This is a genomic window from Moraxella sp. ZY210820 (assembly GCF_030674635.1).
Taxonomy (GTDB): Bacteria; Pseudomonadota; Gammaproteobacteria; order Pseudomonadales; family Moraxellaceae; genus Acinetobacter.
In genome coordinates this window covers 67778-85711 of sequence record NZ_CP089978.1, presented here as the reverse complement: position 1 = coordinate 85711, position 17934 = coordinate 67778, and the positions used below count along the sequence as shown (strand labels likewise).

The following is a 17934-nucleotide window of genomic DNA, read 5'->3' as shown; positions in this document are numbered from 1 at the left end:
TTAATATGTTCAATCCAATTTTAGGAGTAAACCATGATTATTGATTTACCGCCACATATTGAACAAGTGATTATCGCCAAAGCTCAAGCAGAACAAATTTCAGTTGAAGATTTGATTACAAAATGGGCAAAACAAGAAACTGAAGTTAATCCGATGATTGCACGAGCTTTAGCAAATCCTAATCCAAGTGTGTTAGGAAAAAACGCACAATTTACAGCTTTTAACGCTTGATGAAAAATTGCAACGTATTAGTGAAAGCCTTGAAAAGGAATAGTATGTTAAAAAAATTACCGCTATTGATATTGAGTATATTATTATCCACATCAGCATTGGCGAATTATCTTTATCAACCACATAATATTCAAGATTTAATTCGCTTGGCAAATGATGGTTTTGCCGATGCTCAAGTCGAATTAAGCAATTATTACCGTGAAAAAGGCGATGCCAAACAGGAATTTTATTGGACAGAAAAACTCGCCCAACAAGGTAATAAAACTGCCCAATTTAATGTTGCTCGCAGTTATGAAACAGGCGATGGTGTGAGCAAAGACCCACAAAAAGCAATAGAATGGTACACGAAAGCCGCCAATCAAGGTTTTGCCAATGCACAATATAACTTAGGGGTAATGTATCAACATGGCAAAGGCATTCCGCAAGACTATAAAAAAGCGATAGAATGGTACACACAATCCGCTAATAACGGTTATGCCGAAGCCCAATTTGAACTCGGTTTTATGTATAACAATGGCATTGGCGTGAAGAAAAATCATTTAAAAGCCGTTGAATGGTACACAAAATCAGCCAATCAAGGTTATTCCAAAGCACAATTTAATTTGGGTTTGATGTATGAAAATGGAAAAGGTGTTGCCAAAAGTTATAAAACCGCGATGGCATGGTACACCAAAGCCGCCAATCAAGGCGATGAAATGGCACAATACAATGTGGGGGTGATGTATTATTATGGTTTAGGGGTTAAACCAAGTAATCGGCTTGCAAAACAATGGTTTAAACAGTCTTGTGATAATGGCTATCAAGATGCTTGTAAAAATTATCGTCTTTTAAATGAATAAGGTGTAATAGATGTTTAAAAAATTATCCATATTAATATTAGGTTTATCATTATCGATGTCAGTTTTGGCAAATGATGTTGATGTGAATGCTTTAATTCAAAAAGCTAATCATGGTGATGTTAAAGCTCAAACAGAATTAGCAATTTATTACTATCAACAAGAAGATTATCAAAAAGCCTTTGAATGGTATATGAAATCAGCCCAACAAGGTCATGCAGAAGCTCAATATAATCTTGGAGTAATGTATCATGATGGTCAAGGTGTCCATCAAGATTATAAAAAAGCATTTGAATGGTTTAATAAATCTGCTCATCAAGGTAATGAACTAGCTCAATATAATCTTGGCGTAATGTATCGTGATGGGAAAGGCATTCATCAAGATTATCAAAAAGCCATTGAATGGTTTAATAAATCCGCTCATCAAGGTTTTGCAATTGCTCAATATAATCTTGGCGTAATGTATCGTGATGGACAAGGTGTTCGTCAAGATTACCATAAAGCATTTGAATGGTTTAACAAATCAGCTTATCAAGGATTGGCAGAAGCTCAAAATAATCTAGGTTCAATGTACCATCTAGGTCATGGTGTTCGCCAAGACTATCAAAAAGCTGTTAAGTGGTATGAAAAATCAGCTAAACAAGAGTATGCAGGAGCTCAATATAATATGGGTTTTATGTATTATCATGGTCTAGGCGTTATTCAAGATTACCAAAAAGCTTTTGAATGGTATGAAAAATCAGCCCAACAAGGTATTGCAGAAGCTCAATATCAAGTTGGTATGATGTACGAATATGGTCAAGGTATAAAACAAGATTATCAACAAGCTGTTAAATGGTACACTGAAGTGGCTCAACAAGGTATTTCTGACGCTCAAAATAATCTAGGGGTACTGTATGAACATGGTAAGGGCGTAAAACAAAATAAAAGTGTAGCTAAACAATGGTTTGCTAAAGCCTGTGATAATGGACTGCAACTTGGCTGTGATAATTACCGTATCCTAAACGAACAAGGTCATTAAATTTATTTTAGAGAGAATATGATGAACATTACTGAAACTCAAAAACGCTTTTGGTCGCCATTGGTGCGTGAACTTGAGCCGTATATTCCGGGCGAGCAACCTAAAATTGCTAACCTGCTGAAACTTAATACCAATGAAAATCCTTATCCACCATCGCCAAAAGTAGCAGAAGCCATTCAAAAGGTCTTGGAAAATCAAGCGGATAGTCTAAAACTTTATCCTGACCCAGATGCAAGCGAACTTAAACAAGCGATTGCCGAGCAACAAGGACTGAATATCGCAAATATTTTTGTGGGCAATGGTTCTGATGAAGTATTGGCTCATATTTTTAAGGCATTTTTTGTACAAGATAAACCGTTATTGTACCCAGATATTAGCTATAGTTTTTATCCTGTTTATAGTCAGCTTTTTGAAATTAAAGCAAAAACTATTGCTTTACGTGATGATTTTTCGCTTAATGTCGATGATTATTCACAGGAAAATGGCGGAATTATCATTACCAATCCTAATGCACCGACTGGGCGAGCGATTACATTAAACGAGATTGAACAATTATTGCAAAATAATGCCAATTCAGTGGTGGTGATTGATGAGGCATACGTTGATTTTGGTGCAGAAAGTGCGGTTCAACTGATTGAAAAATATGATAATTTAATCGTGTGTCAAACCACATCCAAATCTCGTTCATTGGCGGGCTTGCGTGTGGGTTATGCGATGGCTCAACCACATTTAATTACTGCCTTAGAAACGGTGAAAAATAGCTTTAATTCTTATCCAATGGATAGATTGGCGATTGCAGGAGCTGTAGCATCATTCCAAGACCAAGAGTATTTTGTCGCTCAATGCCGAAAAGTGATTGAAAATCGTGAAATTTTAGTGCAAGAATTGAACAATTTAGGCTTTGATGTATTGCCATCAAAAGCGAATTTTGTCTTTGCTCGTCATACACAAAATGCCAGCGACATCGCTCAAAAATTGCGTGAAATGGGCATTATTGTGCGTTATTTTAATAAACCACGCATTGACCAATTTTTACGCATTACCATCGGCACGGCGGAGCAAAATCAGCGTTTGGTTGATAGTTTAAAACAGATTTTGATGTAAATTAGACTAAATAATGGATTTTACAGAGAGCAGATATTTTCTGCTCTTTCTTGTTGAAACAGCAATTTCTGCTAAAATAGCAGATAATTTATCCTTTGATTTATTTTATGTCCCATCATAGCATTGCCATTATTTGTATGCTGATTTCGATGTTATCTTATCAAGTCAGTGCTTCGTTAGCAAAACAGCTATTTCAGGCTTTAGACCCTTTAAGTGTAACGATTTTACGCTTATTTTTTGCCTTTATTTTAGTTTTTTGTATTTTTCGTTCGTGGAGAATTATTGCAAAACTTAAAACATTGGTATGGAAAGATTTAATGTTATACAGTCTTTCTTTAGGTTTAATGAATATTCTATTTTATCTCGCTTTAGAACGTATTCCTTTAGGGATAGCAGTGGGGATTGAATTTACAGGACCTTTGGCAGTAGCATTACTCGCTGTGCAACAAAAACGGGATTATATTTGGGTAATATTGGCAATTTTAGGTATTATTGGCTTAATTCCATTTCAACAACTAGAGCATTTTTCACTTTTAGGTGCGATATTTGCATTAGGTGCAGGTGTATGTTGGGGGTGTTATATTCATTTCGGGCAACGCATTGTGCAACAAAATATAGGTATGCACGGTTTAACGATTGGTATCGCTATTTCTGCTTTATATTTATTGCCTTTCGGATTGTGGCAGAATCCATCGGCATTATTACAATTTGAGTATTGGCATATTGCTTTTGCGATTGCATTGTTAGCGACTGCAATTCCGTACGCTTTGGATTTATATGCACTCAAATTTTTAAATAAAATGGTCTATGGTACTTTAACAAGTTTATCTCCTGCTTTAGCTGCATTAACAGGCTTTATTTTATTAAAAGAAAATTTATTGTTATGGCAGATTTTAGCGTTAGGTTGTATTATTTTAGCGAGTATTGGAGTAACGCTGTTTACATCAAAAAAGAACAATGTTTAACCACAATCAAACAAATGCATGAATAAGCTAAATATCAGATTGATGATGTATTCTTATAATAGTACATAGATTTTTTAGCAATTATTCATTATACTGTTATAAAATTTTCCCGATGTTTATGATGATAAAATGAATATTATTTTTGCAGGTACACCTGAATTTGCCAAAATCGCACTACAAGCTCTATTAAACACTGAACACAATATTATCGCTGTTTATACGCAACCTGACCGTAAAGCAGGACGTGGGCAAAAACTAACTGCATCGCCCGTTAAAACCTTAGCACTGGAGCATAATATCCCTGTTTATCAGCCATTACATTTTAAAAGCAGTACAGAAGAAGGATTATTAGCTCAAGCAGAATTACAAGCACTCAATGCTGATGTGATGGTAGTAGCGGCTTATGGTTTAATTTTACCGCAAGCGGTGCTTGATATGCCAAAATATGGTTGCTTAAATATTCATGCATCATTATTACCACGTTGGCGTGGTGCAGCTCCGATTCATCGAGCCATTCAAACGGGTGATAGTGAAACGGGGGTAACTATTATGCAAATGGCAAAAGGTTTAGATACAGGCGATATGCTGTATAAAATAGCTTGTCCAATTTATCAACATGATACCACTGCCACTTTACACGATACCTTAGCCAATATCGGTGCAACAGCGATTTGTGAAGTATTAAAAGATGAACAAACTTTATCAAACTATCAAGCACAACGCCAAGTACAAGATGAAAGCTTAACCAATTATGCTGAAAAAATCAGCAAAGATGAGGCTAAAATCGATTGGCAACAAACTGCTCAACAAATTGATTTAAATATTCGTGCATTTAATCCTGCTCCTGTGGCATTTTGTATGCTTGATGATAGCCAAAATTTGCGTGTATGGTCAGCCCAAATTAGCGATATGACACATCAAACATCATGTGGTGAAATTTTAAACATTGATAAACACGGCGTAACCATTGCTTGTGGACAAGGGACAAGTTTACGTTTAACCGAATTGCAATGGGCAGGCGGTAAGGCATTGAATAGTACACAGATTTTACAAACTCAAAAATTAAACGTAGGACAAATTTTACAATGAATCAGGCACATCTTAATTTGCGTGCCAAAGTGGTACAAACATTGGTAGCAGTACAACAAGGACAATCTCTCTCACATTTACTACCAACGCAATTACAGCAAATTGCACCTAAAGACAAAGCATTATTTCATGAATTGTTATTGGGAACGTTACGTCAATGGTTTGCACTGAAAGCGATTGCCTTACCATTACTAGCAAAACCATTAAATAATATTAAAGTTGAAACTTGTTTATATGTAGGTTTATATCAGATTTTATGTACTCGTATTTCTCATCATGCCAGTATTTCTGAAACAGTTGAAGCTGTTAAACAATTAGGATTTAGTGGCATTAGTGGCGTAGTCAATGCAATTTTACGTAAAGCTACACGTGAAACAGAACAATTTCAACAACAATTACAACAAGCTCACGGCTTACCAAGTTGGCTCTATAAACGCTTAAAAAAAGATTGGAGCGAACAAGATGAATTATTTAGCAATCTATTACAACAACTAAAACACATTGCACCATTAACGTTGCGTATCAATCAACGTCATGTTTCACGTGAAACATATTGCCAGCGTTTAAATGAACAAGCGATTGAGTATCAAACCACACAATATGCGAGTATGGGCATACATATTTTAAATACAATCAATGTACCTGATTTAGCAGGTTTTGCTGATGGCGATTTTATGGTGCAAGATGAACACGCCCAATTGTGTGCCGAAATTTTACCCAATTTAGATGATAAAATCGTGATTGATGCCTGTGCTGCACCGGGTGGAAAAACTACACATATTTTAGAAAAATATCAAGTAAAACAACTCATTGCCTTAGATAATGATGAACAACGCTTACAACGTGTACATGAAAATTTACAACGTTTAAAACTCAATCATCTACCTGTACAATGTATTACCGCAGATGCAACCACGTTTAAAACAGATACGCTAGCTGATTGTATTATTTTAGATGCACCATGTACCGCTACAGGCGTAATACGCCGTCATCCAGATATTCGTTTATTACGCAAGGCTGATGATATTACACAAACTGTTGCTTTACAAAAAAACATTTTAAATCAAATGTGGCAACAACTCAAAGCAGGTGGAACTTTACTGTATATCACTTGCTCTATTTTAAAAGCGGAAAATGAACAACAAATGGCAGATTTTTTTGCAACGCATGATGATGCTATTCATCAACCGATTAATGCTAATTGGGGTATTGCTCAACGTTATGGTCGTCAATTATTACCACAAGCACAAGGCGGAGATGGTTTTTATTACTGTCTAATTCAGAAACAATGTTGATATGTTAAAGTTTATTGCACGACATGGCACGATTATCATGCCTTTATGCTGTTTGCTTGGATTTTTAGTACCAAGTCTTTCTCATGCAGTTTTTCCTTATTTGCCCCAAGTTTTATTTTTCTTGATGTTTTTTACATTATTGGGCATCGACCAAAAACAACTCATTCAACGGCTAAGTACGCCCTTAGTTTGGGGATTTGCACTACTACAAACAGTCATTTTGTGCATAATTAGCACGGCAATTGCCTATGCAGTAGGCATACGAGATGATTTACTACTAGCCATTGCGATTTTAGGGGCAACCGCACCGCTTTTTGGTAGCGGTGCTTTAGTGAATGCAGTCGGTTTTGATGCTTTATTAGCGATGGCAAAGACTATTGTATCAACATTGATTATGCCACTAACCATTTTAGTAGTATTAATATTGATGGGTGATCCAAATGCCAGTTTAAATATGACTGCTTATATGGAACGTTTAGCCATTTATATTATCCTACCAATGATATTAGCCATTGTACTAAGAAAAATTATTCCGACCAATATATTAGCTAAATATTATATTAAAATTGCACCATTTAATATTGTATTATTAATGATGTTCCCCTTAGGTTTAATTGGTGGCTTTCGTGATTTATTTGACCAAAATCTACTACAAGCACTCACTTTATTAGCCATCTCAATGGTCATTGCATTGATTTTTTATTTTGGTGCTTATTTCAGTTATCGCCGTTATGGACAAGATGTGGGGATTATTGCAGCACTTACTTGTACAGGGCGTAATACCATGTTGGCTTATATTATCGCTACACCTTTTTTAGGTACAATGTTTTTACCGCTAATTGGTGCATTTCAATTACCGATTTTTATTGTGCCAATTTTGGGCAAATACATGGCGAAACAATATTTTGCTCAACAACAACACCTACAAAAATCCACTTGATTTACTTGCTTTATTTTTTAAAATAAGCAAGTTTAATAACATGGTAAATAATTATGATAGAACAACTTTTTGTTTATGGTACACTCGCACCAGGGCGTGCTAATGCTCATCAGCTGGCTGAATTAAAAGGTACTTGGACACCTGCAACCATTCGTGGTTATTTATATCCTAACGGCTGGGGTGCAGCAATGGGTTTTCCCGCAGTCATTCCTGACGATGATGGTGATTTGATTAAAGGCTTTATTTTTAAATCTGAAGATTTAGAACAACATTGGCAACGTTTAGATGAATTCGAAGGTGAAGGCTATCAACGTGTTATGGTAACAGCAGAATTTGATGATGCCACCCCAACTCAAGCCTATGTTTATGCACTCAATCCTGATGAGTTAAAGCAAGTACAACCTGCCATGTAACAAGCAAATTTGTGAAATAAATCACATAATTCTTATAAGGTTTAAAGTTTTATGTGATTGATTTCAAACAATTTATTTTTATTTTTTATAAAAATAAGTTGCTTTTTTAAAACATAAATTCTAAAATATTCGTTAATATACCCCATTTGCAATCGTTTGACGGATTAAGAATGAACATTTTAACCCAAGCAAGTTTTAACCAAAATGACTACCATATCTTATCCGAAGAAACTTTATATCAAGGTTTTCTTACCGTTAAACGTCTAAATATTTCACATCGTGCTTATCATCAACAAGCGGATATTCATATCCAGCGTGAAACTATTCATCGTCCCCATGCTTCTGGTGCATTAATTTGCAATCATCAACAACAAAAATTTATCTTAATTGAACAGTTCCGTGTTGGTGCAGTACACGACAAACATTCACCATGGCAATTAGAAATTGTGGCTGGTGTACTTGATGGCGATGAATCTCCTGAGTCGTGTATCCGCCGTGAATGTGCAGAAGAAGCAGGTTGTGAAGTACAACAATTACAGCATTTGTTTACATTTTATCCATCAGCAGGGGCCTGTTCAGAAATTTTTGATTTATATGTTGCCCAGTGTGATATTCCTGAACAAGGTCAAGTACATGGTATGGCAAATGAAGGGGAGAATATTTTAGTGCATATTTTCGATTATCAACATGTTGATGAATTGCTCTCTTCTGGGCGTTTGCATAATGCACCTGTGATTATGGCATTACAATGGCTTTCTCAATATATTAAAACCACAGCAATAACTGCATAAGGATATGTTATGATTACATTAAATCCTACCCAAGATGATATTACGCTGATTCAAATTAGTGATACCCATTTATTGGCTGACCCTGATGAGCGTTTTGTAGGCGTTAAACCCGAACAACATTTTTCTCATATTTTACAAAAAATTAAACAAAACTTTCCGCACATGACAGCAGTGTTTCATACGGGTGATGTAACTCAAGATTCTTACCCTGCAACTTATGAACGCTATCTCACTGCTATGCAGAGTTTAGGTGTGCCTTTTTTCCAGACTTTAGGCAATCATGATAATCCTAAATATTTTCCTAATAATGAGCCTGATAGTCCATCTATTCAACCAAGTGTGATTGATTTAGGCACATGGCAATTGATTATGCTCAATAGTGCAGTGGTTGGTCGTATTGATGGCTGTATTTCACAAGCACAATTAGACTTTTTACAGCAACATTTATCAGTACATCAAAAACCAACATTATTGGCTTTTCATCATCATGTGTTTGAAATGAACTCAAAATGGCTTGATGAACATAAACTGAAAAATTCACAACAATTATTAGATGTTATTCAACAATTTCCGCATCTAAAAGCGTGCTTTATGGGTCATGTTCATCAAGCATTCCATTGCAAATGGCAACATATTGATTTTTATAGCATTCCTGCAACATCGATACAGTTTAAACCACAAAGCGTTGATTTTTCTTTAGATAATACCGCACCTGCATATCGCAGTTTAGTATTAAAAGCAGATGGCACTTATGAAACAGAATTGCATTATTTAAATGTCTTCCAACATATTTATACGCACTATCCGGGATATTAATCTGTATTTTAAATGTGATATATTGAAATATATCACATTTTTTTACAATTTAGAGACTATCATATTTATCAAAAAGTCTGTATGATATTTCCCCCAAAATTAGCCTATTTTTATGCGTGAAAATTTAGGTGAATGATATGGAATTATTGTCGTGTAAACGATAGTGTCATCACCCAACATTGAGGAATGTGTTATGACCAACGAAACAATCATCGCAGATGAAACTGTAACTGAAAAAGTAAAGCGTCCACGTAAAACTAAAGTGAAAACTGAAGAAGTTGCTACTGAAACAGTTCCAGCAACTCCTACAAACAACAACAATGGTTTGTTTGGCTATGAACCTTATCAGCCAGCGAAAAATGAAGAATATATGTCAGATGGACAACTTGCACATTTCCGTCAAATTTTAATGGCATGGAAAGCAGAATTAGTGAGTGAAGCAGACCGTACTATTCACAGTATGCAAGATGACTCAACAGCACTGCCTGATGTAAATGACCGTGCAACACAAGAAGAAGAATTTGCAATCGAATTGCGTACTCGCGACCGTGAACGTAAATTAATTCATAAAATTGAACAATCTTTAGCAGATATTACTGCTGGTGATTATGGTTTTTGTGAAGAATGTGGTACAGAAATCGGTTTACGTCGTTTAGAAGCACGCCCTACAGCGACTTTATGTATTGATTGTAAAACTTTAGCAGAAATCAAAGAAAAGCAAGAAAACGGTTAAAATCAACCATTAGAGGGGATTTATTCCCCTTTTTGCATTGTATCTCTTATCTGTGATGTCTCAATATTCTTCTAGTGCCTATGTTGGACGTTTTGCTCCATCACCTACTGGTCCGCTCCATTTTGGCTCATTAATTACCGCAGTTGCGAGTTATTGTGATGCTAAACATCATGGTGGACGTTGGCTAGTTCGCATTGAAGATACTGATATTCCCCGTATTTACCCCAATAGTGAACAGCATATTTTGCAATGTATCGATGCATTTGCATTTGAATATGATGACAAGATTATTTTTCAAAAAGACCGCCTAGATATTTACGAGCAAGTGCTACAACAATTACGGCAACAAAATGCGATTTATGCTTGCCAATGCACACGTAAACAATTAAATGGCTCAACAATTTATGCCAACACGTGTCGAAATTTAGCTTTAGATTTTAACAATAACGCTATCCGTTTAAAAGTAAATCAAGACATCATTGAATTTGATGATTTGTTACAAGGTCATCAATCCAGTTGTTTATTGCATGATTTAGGTGATTTTGTACTTAAACGCCGTGATGGGATTATTAGCTATCAACTTGCTGTTGTGGTAGATGATTATTTGCAAGGCATTACTCATATTATCCGTGGTGCAGACTTACTAGATAATACTGCAAGACAAATTTGGTTAGGGCAAATTTTGGGCTATCCACGTTTACAATATGGACATTTACCCTTAGCGATGAATGCCACAGGGCAGAAATTATCTAAACAAAATCTTGCCCATGCTTTAGAGATACAACAAGCTCCCCAATTATTACAACAAGCATTTACCGCATTAAATCAACCTATTGTTGATATTGATACACCATCACGTATGCTTACTCAAGCCATCGCTCAATGGGATTTTAATCGCATTCCAAAACAATTGCACTTAAAAGAGATTTATCAATAAAAATATAGCAAAATAATTTAAAAATTAGACAGCTAGGGCGAATGGCTATTCACCCCGTACAATATGCAGTGTTTATTGATTATTTTGCTTTAATTTTTCAAGATTTTCTTCTGCTTGTAATAATAATAATTCAATTTCTTCCTGTGCAATTTGACGTAAACTTTGACGATAATCTTGAACCGCTTGTTGGATAAAAGTCTCCGTTTCAGATTCTAAATGTAATCGTAAATTTTCAATATAGTTTTGATCTGTTGGATTCAAAGGTACAGCACTTGGCATCGTTTTTCCATAACGCTCAGCATAGTTTTGGCTTTCTTGTTGAACTTGTGTACCAATATGTTGTAAGGTTTGGATTTGTTTTAAATTTTGCTGAATTTCTTCTTGCTGTAATTTTTGTTGATGAGCAATTTCATCAGCACGTTTTTGTGCTAATTTTTTTTCTAAAACCATTTGTAATAGATTCTGCTTGGTAAGTTTTAGATTTTGTTTAATATCCAAATAGGTTTGTTCAATCATTTGATTAGATTGCAAACGAGATTTAAGTTCCTGTGTTTTCCATTTTTCAAAATCGGTGTCTGGATCAAGCAATTGTTCAAGGCGAGCTAAATCATTTTGTAATACTTGACGTACCATAGCTGGGGTTTCTGCCCAACGTCGGTTGAAATCTTTATCAAAGTTAAACATAGACTTTTCCTAAGTTAGAGTTAAAGTTTATAAACTGTTGGCGATAGACCTAACTGTTTATAAGCTGTAAATTTAGCACGTCCTATTTGGCGTTGCTGTTCGTGATGTTCAATAATTTCAATCACTTGATAGTGTATGACCTGCCAATCAAAGGCTTGATCGGAAAAATTAAAAATAATCCATGCTTGTTGAGCAATGGCTGGAAATTGTTGCGGTAATTGTGCTGATATATTGATAGGTGCATATTCATCATCAATATCATGGGCGATAAAACTACTTGCATCAAACTGCCATAATAAATCATCTAGCGTGTTTTGTAAAACTTTATCGGGGCAATACAGCCAAATCTGTGCATTTGGCTGTTGCTGTAAAATTTTACGACATAAACGACAAGCACTTTCAGCTTGTCGTTCTGGGCTTTTTTCAAAAAGATAAAAGCGAATGTGCATAAATAAAATTAGCGTGTACGATTAGCTAAAAATTGCATGAGTAATGGTACAGGACGACCTGTTGCACCTTTTGCTGTACCTGATAACCATGCTGTACCTGCAATATCTAAATGAGCCCAACGGTAGGCTTTAGTAAAGCGTTTTAAGAAACACGCCGCCGTAATCGCACCGCCATAAGGTCCACCAATATTACCCATATCTGCAAAGTTAGAATCTAATAATTCTTGATAATCTTCATCAACAGGCATACTCCATACACGGTCGTGTGCTTGTTCGCCTGCTTTTTGCAATTCTTGAATCAGTTCAACATCTTCAGAGAATAATCCTGTATAAACTTTACCTAAGGCAACAACACAAGCCCCTGTTAATGTTGCAATATCAATCACTAAAGCAGGGTTAAAACGTTCGACATAGGTCAAAGTATCACATAAAACTAAACGCCCTTCTGCATCGGTATTTAAAATTTCAACTGTTTGTCCACTCATACTTTTCACAATATCCCCTGGACGTGTAGCATGACCAGATGGCATATTTTCAGCAGATGCAATCGCACCAACCACATGAATTGGCAAACGTGCTTCACATAAGGCACGCATTGTCCCTAATACAGACGCAGCACCACACATATCGAATTTCATTTCGTCCATGTTAGCACCCGGTTTAAGTGAAATACCGCCTGTATCAAAAGTGATACCTTTACCGACTAATACCACAGGTTGCTCATCACGCTGTGCTTGATATTCTAAGGTAATGACACGTCCTTCACGCACCGAACCTTGAGCAACAGCTAAAAATGCGTTCATACCCAATTCACGCATTTGTGCATGGTCAAGTACAGTAACTTTTAGCAAGTCTGGAAATTCATTAGCCAGTGCGATCGCACGTTCTGCTAAATATTCTGGAAAACATAAATTTGGTGGCATATTGCCCAAATCACGAGCAGTATTTTGTCCGATTTGTACTGCTTGAATAACGGCTAAACGTTGTTCTGTTAATGGTGTTGATGCACTCATTAAATTAATTTGATTTAACTTATAACTCGTTTGTTCTGATTTTAATTCATCAAAATGATATGCTGATTGCGTTAAATTTAAGGCAAATAAATCATGAAATTGTTCAGGTAATGCATTGATATCAATCGAAATTTCACTAAAATTTTTCTCGCTTGCTTTAATGATGGTTTGAGCTAATTTTGCTAATTTAGTTGCGGTTAATTCTGCGGTATCACCTAAACCTACAAAATGAATGGCTTGTTGTTGCTCATTCATTGTATTTAGAGTTTGATTAAATTTTGCCTTGAACTGGTAAATATCAAATAAAGATGGTGCTTGATTAAGTTGATAATGTTCAGCGTGTTGTGTTTGTTGTTGCTCGGTGGTCAGTACCCAAGTTAATGAAGCAACGTGATGATTTAACGAAAACTGTAGCATGATTTATTCCTATTTTACAAAAAATGTTTGCTGGTTGATTGAACCACGTTTGATGGTGTTTGACAACATATTTTATGTATTTTTTACAATATTTAAAAGCCTTGTTTGCAAATTAAGATGATTGAGTATTTAAATATCAAGGTTTATAATGCAGGACTTAACTATTTGATATACAGGACATTGCAATGACTGATTTAACACAGCAGTTAGCACAAGAATTAAACATTCGTCAGATACAAGTACAAGCTGCCATTGAGCTGATGGATAGTGGTGCAACCATTCCCTTTATTGCACGCTATCGTAAAGAAGTTACACAAGGGTTAGATGACATACAATTACGCCAATTAGAAAGTCGTTTACATTATTTGCGTGAGTTAAATGAACGCCGTACTGTCATTCTTCAAGCCTTACAAGAACAAAATAAATTAAGTGATGATTTACTACAACGCATTGAAAATGTACAAACGAAAACCGAGTTGGAAGATATTTACGCCCCTTATAAACCAAAGAAAACCAGCCGTTCAGCCAAAGCAAAACAAGCAGGTTTAGGCGAATTTGCCGATAAAGTGTTAAGTGAAGATATTGCACCAAGTACGATTTTAGCAGATTATCAGCCTGAACAATTTGATAATGCCTATGCAGACATCAATAGTCAATTAGATGCGATTCAGCATATTATTATTGACCAATGGGCAGAAGATGTTGCTTTAACATTTGAATTAAAACAAAAATTTGCTAAAGTCGCCGTATTAAAAAGCCAATTAGCCAATGAAGAAAAACAACAAGTTGGTCATAAATTCCGTGATTATTTTGAATTTTCTGAACCTTTGCATAAAGTGCCATCACATCGTATGTTAGCTATTTTACGTGGACGACAAGAAGATATTTTAAATGTTAAAATTGATAGTGAACATGATGATTGTTTAGATTATATCCAACAGCATTTTCAATTAAATCAAGTAAAAAATAGCGAACGCCAACAGTTTTTACAACAAACTGTACGCTTATTTTGGTTAGGTAAAATCCGTCCGCAGATTGAAACATCATTATTAACTGAAAAACGTTTACAAGCAGAACAAGAAGCGATTGCAGTATTTGCGGAAAATTTACGCCATTTATTATTATCTGCACCTGCAGGTGGGCGTTGTACTTTAGGTGTCGATCCTGGCATTCGTACAGGTGTAAAATTGGCGGTAGTCAATAATGCAGGCGATGTCTTAGCTCATAGTACGATTTATCCTTTTACACCGAAAAATGATACTCAAGGCTCTATCGCAGAATTAGCACGTTTATGTCAAACCTATCAAATTGAATTGATTGCGATAGGCAATGGTACAGCCAGCCGTGAAACAGAACAATTAGTTGCCGATATGATGAGCCAACATTCGGATTTAAAATTAACTAAAATTGTGGTGAGTGAAGCAGGGGCATCAGTATATTCAGCAAGTGAATTAGCATCACAAGAACTACCTGATTTAGATGTATCAATTCGTGGAGCGGTATCCATTGCACGACGTTTACAAGACCCATTAGCAGAATTAGTGAAAATTGACCCTAAATCGATTGGTGTGGGGCAATATCAACATGATGTCAATCAAACTGATTTGGCAAAAGCACTCGATGCAGTAGTGGAAGACTGTGTGAATGCGGTTGGTGTTGATGTAAATACAGCTTCGCCTGCAATTTTAGCCTATATTGCAGGTTTAAATAAAAATGTAGCACAACAAATTGTAGAATATCGTAAAACTTATGGTATTTTTAAAAATCGTCAGCAGTTGAAAAAAGTGCCACGTTTGGGCGATAAAACCTTTGAACAAGCGGCAGGTTTTTTACGCATTCAACAGGGCGACCAACCGCTTGATGCATCTGCGGTACACCCTGAAAGTTATATTTTAGTGGAAAAAATCGCCAAAACTCAGCAAGTGAATGTGCAAGATATGATTGCTAATAGCGACATTATTCGTCAGATTAAAGCAGAACAATTTGTCGATGAGCAATTTGGTTTATTAACCGTGCAAGATGTATTAGCAGAATTGGAAAAACCTGCACGCGACCCACGTCCTGAATTTAAAACAGCTCAATTCCGTGCAGATATTACTGAATTATCACAATTAGTAGAAGGTATGCAATTAGAAGGTATTATTACTAATGTAACCAATTTTGGTGCATTTGTTGATATTGGCGTACATCAAGATTGTTTAGTGCATATTTCGGAATTAGCTGACCAATTTGTGAGCGACCCACATCAAGTGGTGAAGGCAGGGCAAATCGTGCAAGTGAAGGTTTTAACGGTTGATATTGAACGTAAACGTGTTAATTTAACCATGCGTACTCAACAAAAGGGCGTGAAATCTTCATCAACCGTAAATGCTAAAACTGCAAAGAAAATGCCTACCGATAAAGCTAAAAAATCTGCTAAAAACGAGCAAAAAATTGGTGGCTTAGGTGCGTTATTATTACAGGCAGGTGTAAAAAAATAGTATTTTTTTGTACAGGTGGAAAATATTCTGTCTGTACAAATTAACATGACTCCATATGATTAGGTCAATATTATGGATTTTCAACTGAGCTTTGAATTAGTCGCTATTTTAATAAGCGTTGCTTTAGTCGCAGGCTTTGTTGATGCGATTGCTGGCGGTGGTGGTTTATTAACCATTCCTGCACTATTATTATCAGGTATGTCGCCAATTTCTGCTTTAGCGACCAATAAATTACAAGCCTGTGCAGGTTCTTTTTCTGCTTCATTAACCATGATCCGTAAAGGTTTAATTCATCCCAAACAAATTAAATTGGCTTTAGTTATGGCATTTGTAGGGTCTGCTTTAGGCACAATTTCTTTACAACTGATTAATGCTCAATCTTTAACCATTATTATTCCTATTCTAATTGCTATTATTGGGATTTACACTTTATTTATGCCCAATTTAGGGGCTGAGCCACGACCTGCTAAAATGAGTGAACGTGCTTGGCAAACAACAATTGTACCTGTAATTGGCTTTTATGATGGTTTTTTCGGACCTGCAGTGGGTACATTTTTTAGTTTAAGTAATGTGATTTTACGTGGGCGAGAAATTATTCAGGCGACTGCAACAGCAAAACTATTAAATTTTGCTACAAATTTTGCATCTTTAGTATTTTTTATTTTGGGTGGAAAAATTGTTTGGATTATCGGTTTTTGTATGATGATAGGACAAGCGATAGGTGCTTATTTGGGTTCACAAATGGTTGTTAAAGGTGGTGTAAAATTAATCCGTCCAATGATTGTGTTGATGTGTTTTGCAATGTTGATTAAATATACATGGAATTATTGGCACTAAAGCAATTTCAGATATATTAAGCAATCATTTAGACAGATTTACGAGAAAGTTGAATGATTTTCTCTCTATATTGAGAACCGTCTGATGTTACATATTATTTATCTACATGGTTTAAATAGCAATCATAATGCCTATAAAGGTTGCTTATTACGTGAATTTTGTCAGCAATATTTTCCTGATGTGCAAGTGCATTGTCCTGATTTAAATGCACCACCACAACAGGTTTTAGCGTTATTACATCAGAAAATTAATGAATTATCTCCACACAAAGTCGCCATTGTAGGCAGTTCATTGGGTGGCTTTTTTGCTACTTTATTACATCAGCATTATGCGTGTCGTACCGTTTTGCTTAATCCAAGTTTATTTCCAGAACAGAGTTTAAATCGTTTTGCACAAGGCTTACTTGAAGATTATCAAGATGATGATATTTTATACACCACTCAAGGTGGTTGGCAGATACGCAAAGCAGATTTGCATTGGTTTATGACCTATCGTCCACAAAAAATTGTACACGCTCAAACTTTATGGCTAATGCTTAAACAAGGCGATGATGTACTCGATTATCGACACAGTTTAAGTTATTTTCATCAAGTAAGTGATAGTATACCACGCATTCTATTAGAGCCTGATGGCGACCATGTGATGAGTGATTTTGCTGATAAATTGCCTGAAATTATAGATTTTTTAATGATGGGTAAAAAATAGTCGTGCTTGTACGTTTTAGCTTACAGATATTGGCGTTATTGGCGACTATTAGCGATACCTGATTTTTGGCATAATACCTTTACAGCAAAGGAAGTCAGGATGACGAAAATGGAAAAGGAGCTGTGTTGATGATTTCTATTGTTTAATAGCAAATCATAGGAATTTACAAGGTTGTTAC

The 17934-nt window shown here is 35.7% G+C and carries 19 protein-coding genes; 16 read left to right on the top strand and 3 right to left on the bottom strand.

The window, feature by feature from the left end; all coding sequences use genetic code 11:
* Positions 1-33: 33 nt before the first annotated feature.
* The 13 genes from LU301_RS00440 to gluQRS all read left to right on the top strand — a co-directional run bounded on the left by LU301_RS00440 (position 34) and on the right by gluQRS (position 11171).
* On the top strand, positions 34-231 hold the full coding sequence (locus LU301_RS00440) for a hypothetical protein (RefSeq protein WP_305271445.1): 198 nt from the start codon (positions 34-36) through the stop codon (positions 229-231).
* Positions 232-275: 44 nt separating this feature from the next.
* Positions 276-1070, top strand: coding sequence for a tetratricopeptide repeat protein (locus tag LU301_RS00435; RefSeq protein ID WP_305271442.1), 795 nt, complete (start codon positions 276-278; stop codon positions 1068-1070).
* A 10-nt stretch (positions 1071-1080) separates the two neighbouring features.
* A complete protein-coding gene (locus LU301_RS00430) occupies positions 1081-2088 on the top strand; it encodes an SEL1-like repeat protein (RefSeq protein ID WP_305271439.1) in 1008 nt (335 codons plus the stop codon).
* Positions 2089-2109: 21 nt separating this feature from the next.
* Entirely contained in the window at positions 2110-3192 is a 1083-nt protein-coding gene (hisC, locus tag LU301_RS00425) for a histidinol-phosphate transaminase (RefSeq protein ID WP_305274103.1), read from the top strand.
* 107 nt (positions 3193-3299) lie between these two features.
* Complete coding sequence (locus tag LU301_RS00420) at positions 3300-4157, top strand: EamA family transporter (protein ID WP_305271436.1); 858 nt, start codon at positions 3300-3302, stop codon at positions 4155-4157.
* Positions 4158-4286: 129 nt separating this feature from the next.
* Complete coding sequence (gene fmt, locus LU301_RS00415; RefSeq protein WP_305271433.1) at positions 4287-5246, top strand: methionyl-tRNA formyltransferase; 960 nt, start codon at positions 4287-4289, stop codon at positions 5244-5246.
* A complete protein-coding gene (gene rsmB / locus LU301_RS00410) occupies positions 5243-6541 on the top strand; it encodes a 16S rRNA (cytosine(967)-C(5))-methyltransferase RsmB (RefSeq protein ID WP_305271431.1) in 1299 nt (432 codons plus the stop codon). Before fmt ends, rsmB begins: the two co-directional genes overlap by 4 nt.
* Position 6542: 1 nt before the next feature.
* The gene (locus tag LU301_RS00405; protein WP_305271427.1) at positions 6543-7481 is read left to right on the top strand and encodes a lantibiotic ABC transporter permease; all 939 of its coding nucleotides are present in this window, start codon (positions 6543-6545) and stop codon (positions 7479-7481) included.
* 53 nt (positions 7482-7534) lie between these two features.
* A complete protein-coding gene (locus LU301_RS00400; protein ID WP_370692208.1) occupies positions 7535-7894 on the top strand; it encodes a gamma-glutamylcyclotransferase family protein in 360 nt (119 codons plus the stop codon).
* Positions 7895-8064: 170 nt separating this feature from the next.
* Positions 8065-8685, top strand: coding sequence for an NUDIX domain-containing protein (locus tag LU301_RS00395; protein WP_305271424.1), 621 nt, complete (start codon positions 8065-8067; stop codon positions 8683-8685).
* A 9-nt stretch (positions 8686-8694) separates the two neighbouring features.
* Complete coding sequence (locus LU301_RS00390) at positions 8695-9501, top strand: metallophosphoesterase (protein WP_305271421.1); 807 nt, start codon at positions 8695-8697, stop codon at positions 9499-9501.
* Between the two features lie 193 nt (positions 9502-9694).
* On the top strand, positions 9695-10234 hold the full coding sequence (gene dksA / locus LU301_RS00385; protein ID WP_305271419.1) for an RNA polymerase-binding protein DksA: 540 nt from the start codon (positions 9695-9697) through the stop codon (positions 10232-10234).
* Positions 10235-10289: 55 nt separating this feature from the next.
* Positions 10290-11171, top strand: coding sequence for a tRNA glutamyl-Q(34) synthetase GluQRS (gene gluQRS, locus LU301_RS00380; RefSeq protein WP_305271416.1), 882 nt, complete (start codon positions 10290-10292; stop codon positions 11169-11171).
* Between the two features lie 72 nt (positions 11172-11243).
* Here gluQRS and LU301_RS00375 read toward each other — a convergent pair whose 3' ends face one another.
* The 3 genes from LU301_RS00375 to LU301_RS00365 are packed head-to-tail and all read right to left on the bottom strand — an operon-like array spanning position 11244 to position 13734.
* Positions 11244-11855: a hypothetical protein gene (locus LU301_RS00375; RefSeq protein ID WP_305271414.1), complete on the bottom strand. Its 612-nt coding sequence runs from the start codon at positions 11853-11855 to the stop codon at positions 11244-11246.
* Between the two features lie 20 nt (positions 11856-11875).
* Positions 11876-12304: a DNA polymerase III subunit chi gene (locus LU301_RS00370; protein WP_305271411.1), complete on the bottom strand. Its 429-nt coding sequence runs from the start codon at positions 12302-12304 to the stop codon at positions 11876-11878.
* Positions 12305-12312: 8 nt separating this feature from the next.
* A complete protein-coding gene (locus LU301_RS00365; protein WP_370692207.1) occupies positions 12313-13734 on the bottom strand; it encodes a leucyl aminopeptidase in 1422 nt (473 codons plus the stop codon).
* 185 nt (positions 13735-13919) lie between these two features.
* Between LU301_RS00365 and LU301_RS00360 the strand changes: the two genes are divergently transcribed.
* The 3 genes from LU301_RS00360 (at position 13920) to LU301_RS00350 (ending at position 17756) form a co-directional block, all read left to right on the top strand.
* On the top strand, positions 13920-16214 hold the full coding sequence (locus LU301_RS00360) for a Tex family protein (protein WP_305271408.1): 2295 nt from the start codon (positions 13920-13922) through the stop codon (positions 16212-16214).
* A gap of 72 nt (positions 16215-16286) precedes the next feature.
* The gene (locus tag LU301_RS00355; RefSeq protein ID WP_305271405.1) at positions 16287-17051 is read left to right on the top strand and encodes a TSUP family transporter; all 765 of its coding nucleotides are present in this window, start codon (positions 16287-16289) and stop codon (positions 17049-17051) included.
* A gap of 84 nt (positions 17052-17135) precedes the next feature.
* Positions 17136-17756 (top strand): YqiA/YcfP family alpha/beta fold hydrolase, encoded by a 621-nt coding sequence (locus LU301_RS00350; protein ID WP_305271403.1) that lies wholly within the window; start codon positions 17136-17138, stop codon positions 17754-17756.
* Positions 17757-17934 lie beyond the last annotated feature (178 nt).

Coding starts and splice junctions, on each gene's coding strand:
- LU301_RS00390 (WP_305271421.1), top strand. CDS start 8,695: ATGATTACATTAAATCCTACCCAAGATGATATTACGCTGATTCAAATT.
- hisC (WP_305274103.1), top strand. CDS start 2,110: ATGAACATTACTGAAACTCAAAAACGCTTTTGGTCGCCATTGGTGCGT.
- LU301_RS00350 (WP_305271403.1), top strand. CDS start 17,136: ATGTTACATATTATTTATCTACATGGTTTAAATAGCAATCATAATGCC.
- LU301_RS00430 (WP_305271439.1), top strand. CDS start 1,081: ATGTTTAAAAAATTATCCATATTAATATTAGGTTTATCATTATCGATG.
- fmt (WP_305271433.1), top strand. CDS start 4,287: ATGAATATTATTTTTGCAGGTACACCTGAATTTGCCAAAATCGCACTA.
- gluQRS (WP_305271416.1), top strand. CDS start 10,290: ATGTCTCAATATTCTTCTAGTGCCTATGTTGGACGTTTTGCTCCATCA.
- LU301_RS00405 (WP_305271427.1), top strand. CDS start 6,543: ATGTTAAAGTTTATTGCACGACATGGCACGATTATCATGCCTTTATGC.
- LU301_RS00355 (WP_305271405.1), top strand. CDS start 16,287: ATGGATTTTCAACTGAGCTTTGAATTAGTCGCTATTTTAATAAGCGTT.
- LU301_RS00420 (WP_305271436.1), top strand. CDS start 3,300: ATGTCCCATCATAGCATTGCCATTATTTGTATGCTGATTTCGATGTTA.
- LU301_RS00395 (WP_305271424.1), top strand. CDS start 8,065: ATGAACATTTTAACCCAAGCAAGTTTTAACCAAAATGACTACCATATC.
- LU301_RS00440 (WP_305271445.1), top strand. CDS start 34: ATGATTATTGATTTACCGCCACATATTGAACAAGTGATTATCGCCAAA.
- dksA (WP_305271419.1), top strand. CDS start 9,695: ATGACCAACGAAACAATCATCGCAGATGAAACTGTAACTGAAAAAGTA.
- rsmB (WP_305271431.1), top strand. CDS start 5,243: ATGAATCAGGCACATCTTAATTTGCGTGCCAAAGTGGTACAAACATTG.
- LU301_RS00365 (WP_370692207.1), bottom strand. CDS start 13,734: ATGCTACAGTTTTCGTTAAATCATCACGTTGCTTCATTAACTTGGGTA.
- LU301_RS00435 (WP_305271442.1), top strand. CDS start 276: ATGTTAAAAAAATTACCGCTATTGATATTGAGTATATTATTATCCACA.
- LU301_RS00360 (WP_305271408.1), top strand. CDS start 13,920: ATGACTGATTTAACACAGCAGTTAGCACAAGAATTAAACATTCGTCAG.
- LU301_RS00370 (WP_305271411.1), bottom strand. CDS start 12,304: ATGCACATTCGCTTTTATCTTTTTGAAAAAAGCCCAGAACGACAAGCT.
- LU301_RS00375 (WP_305271414.1), bottom strand. CDS start 11,855: ATGTTTAACTTTGATAAAGATTTCAACCGACGTTGGGCAGAAACCCCA.
- LU301_RS00400 (WP_370692208.1), top strand. CDS start 7,535: ATGATAGAACAACTTTTTGTTTATGGTACACTCGCACCAGGGCGTGCT.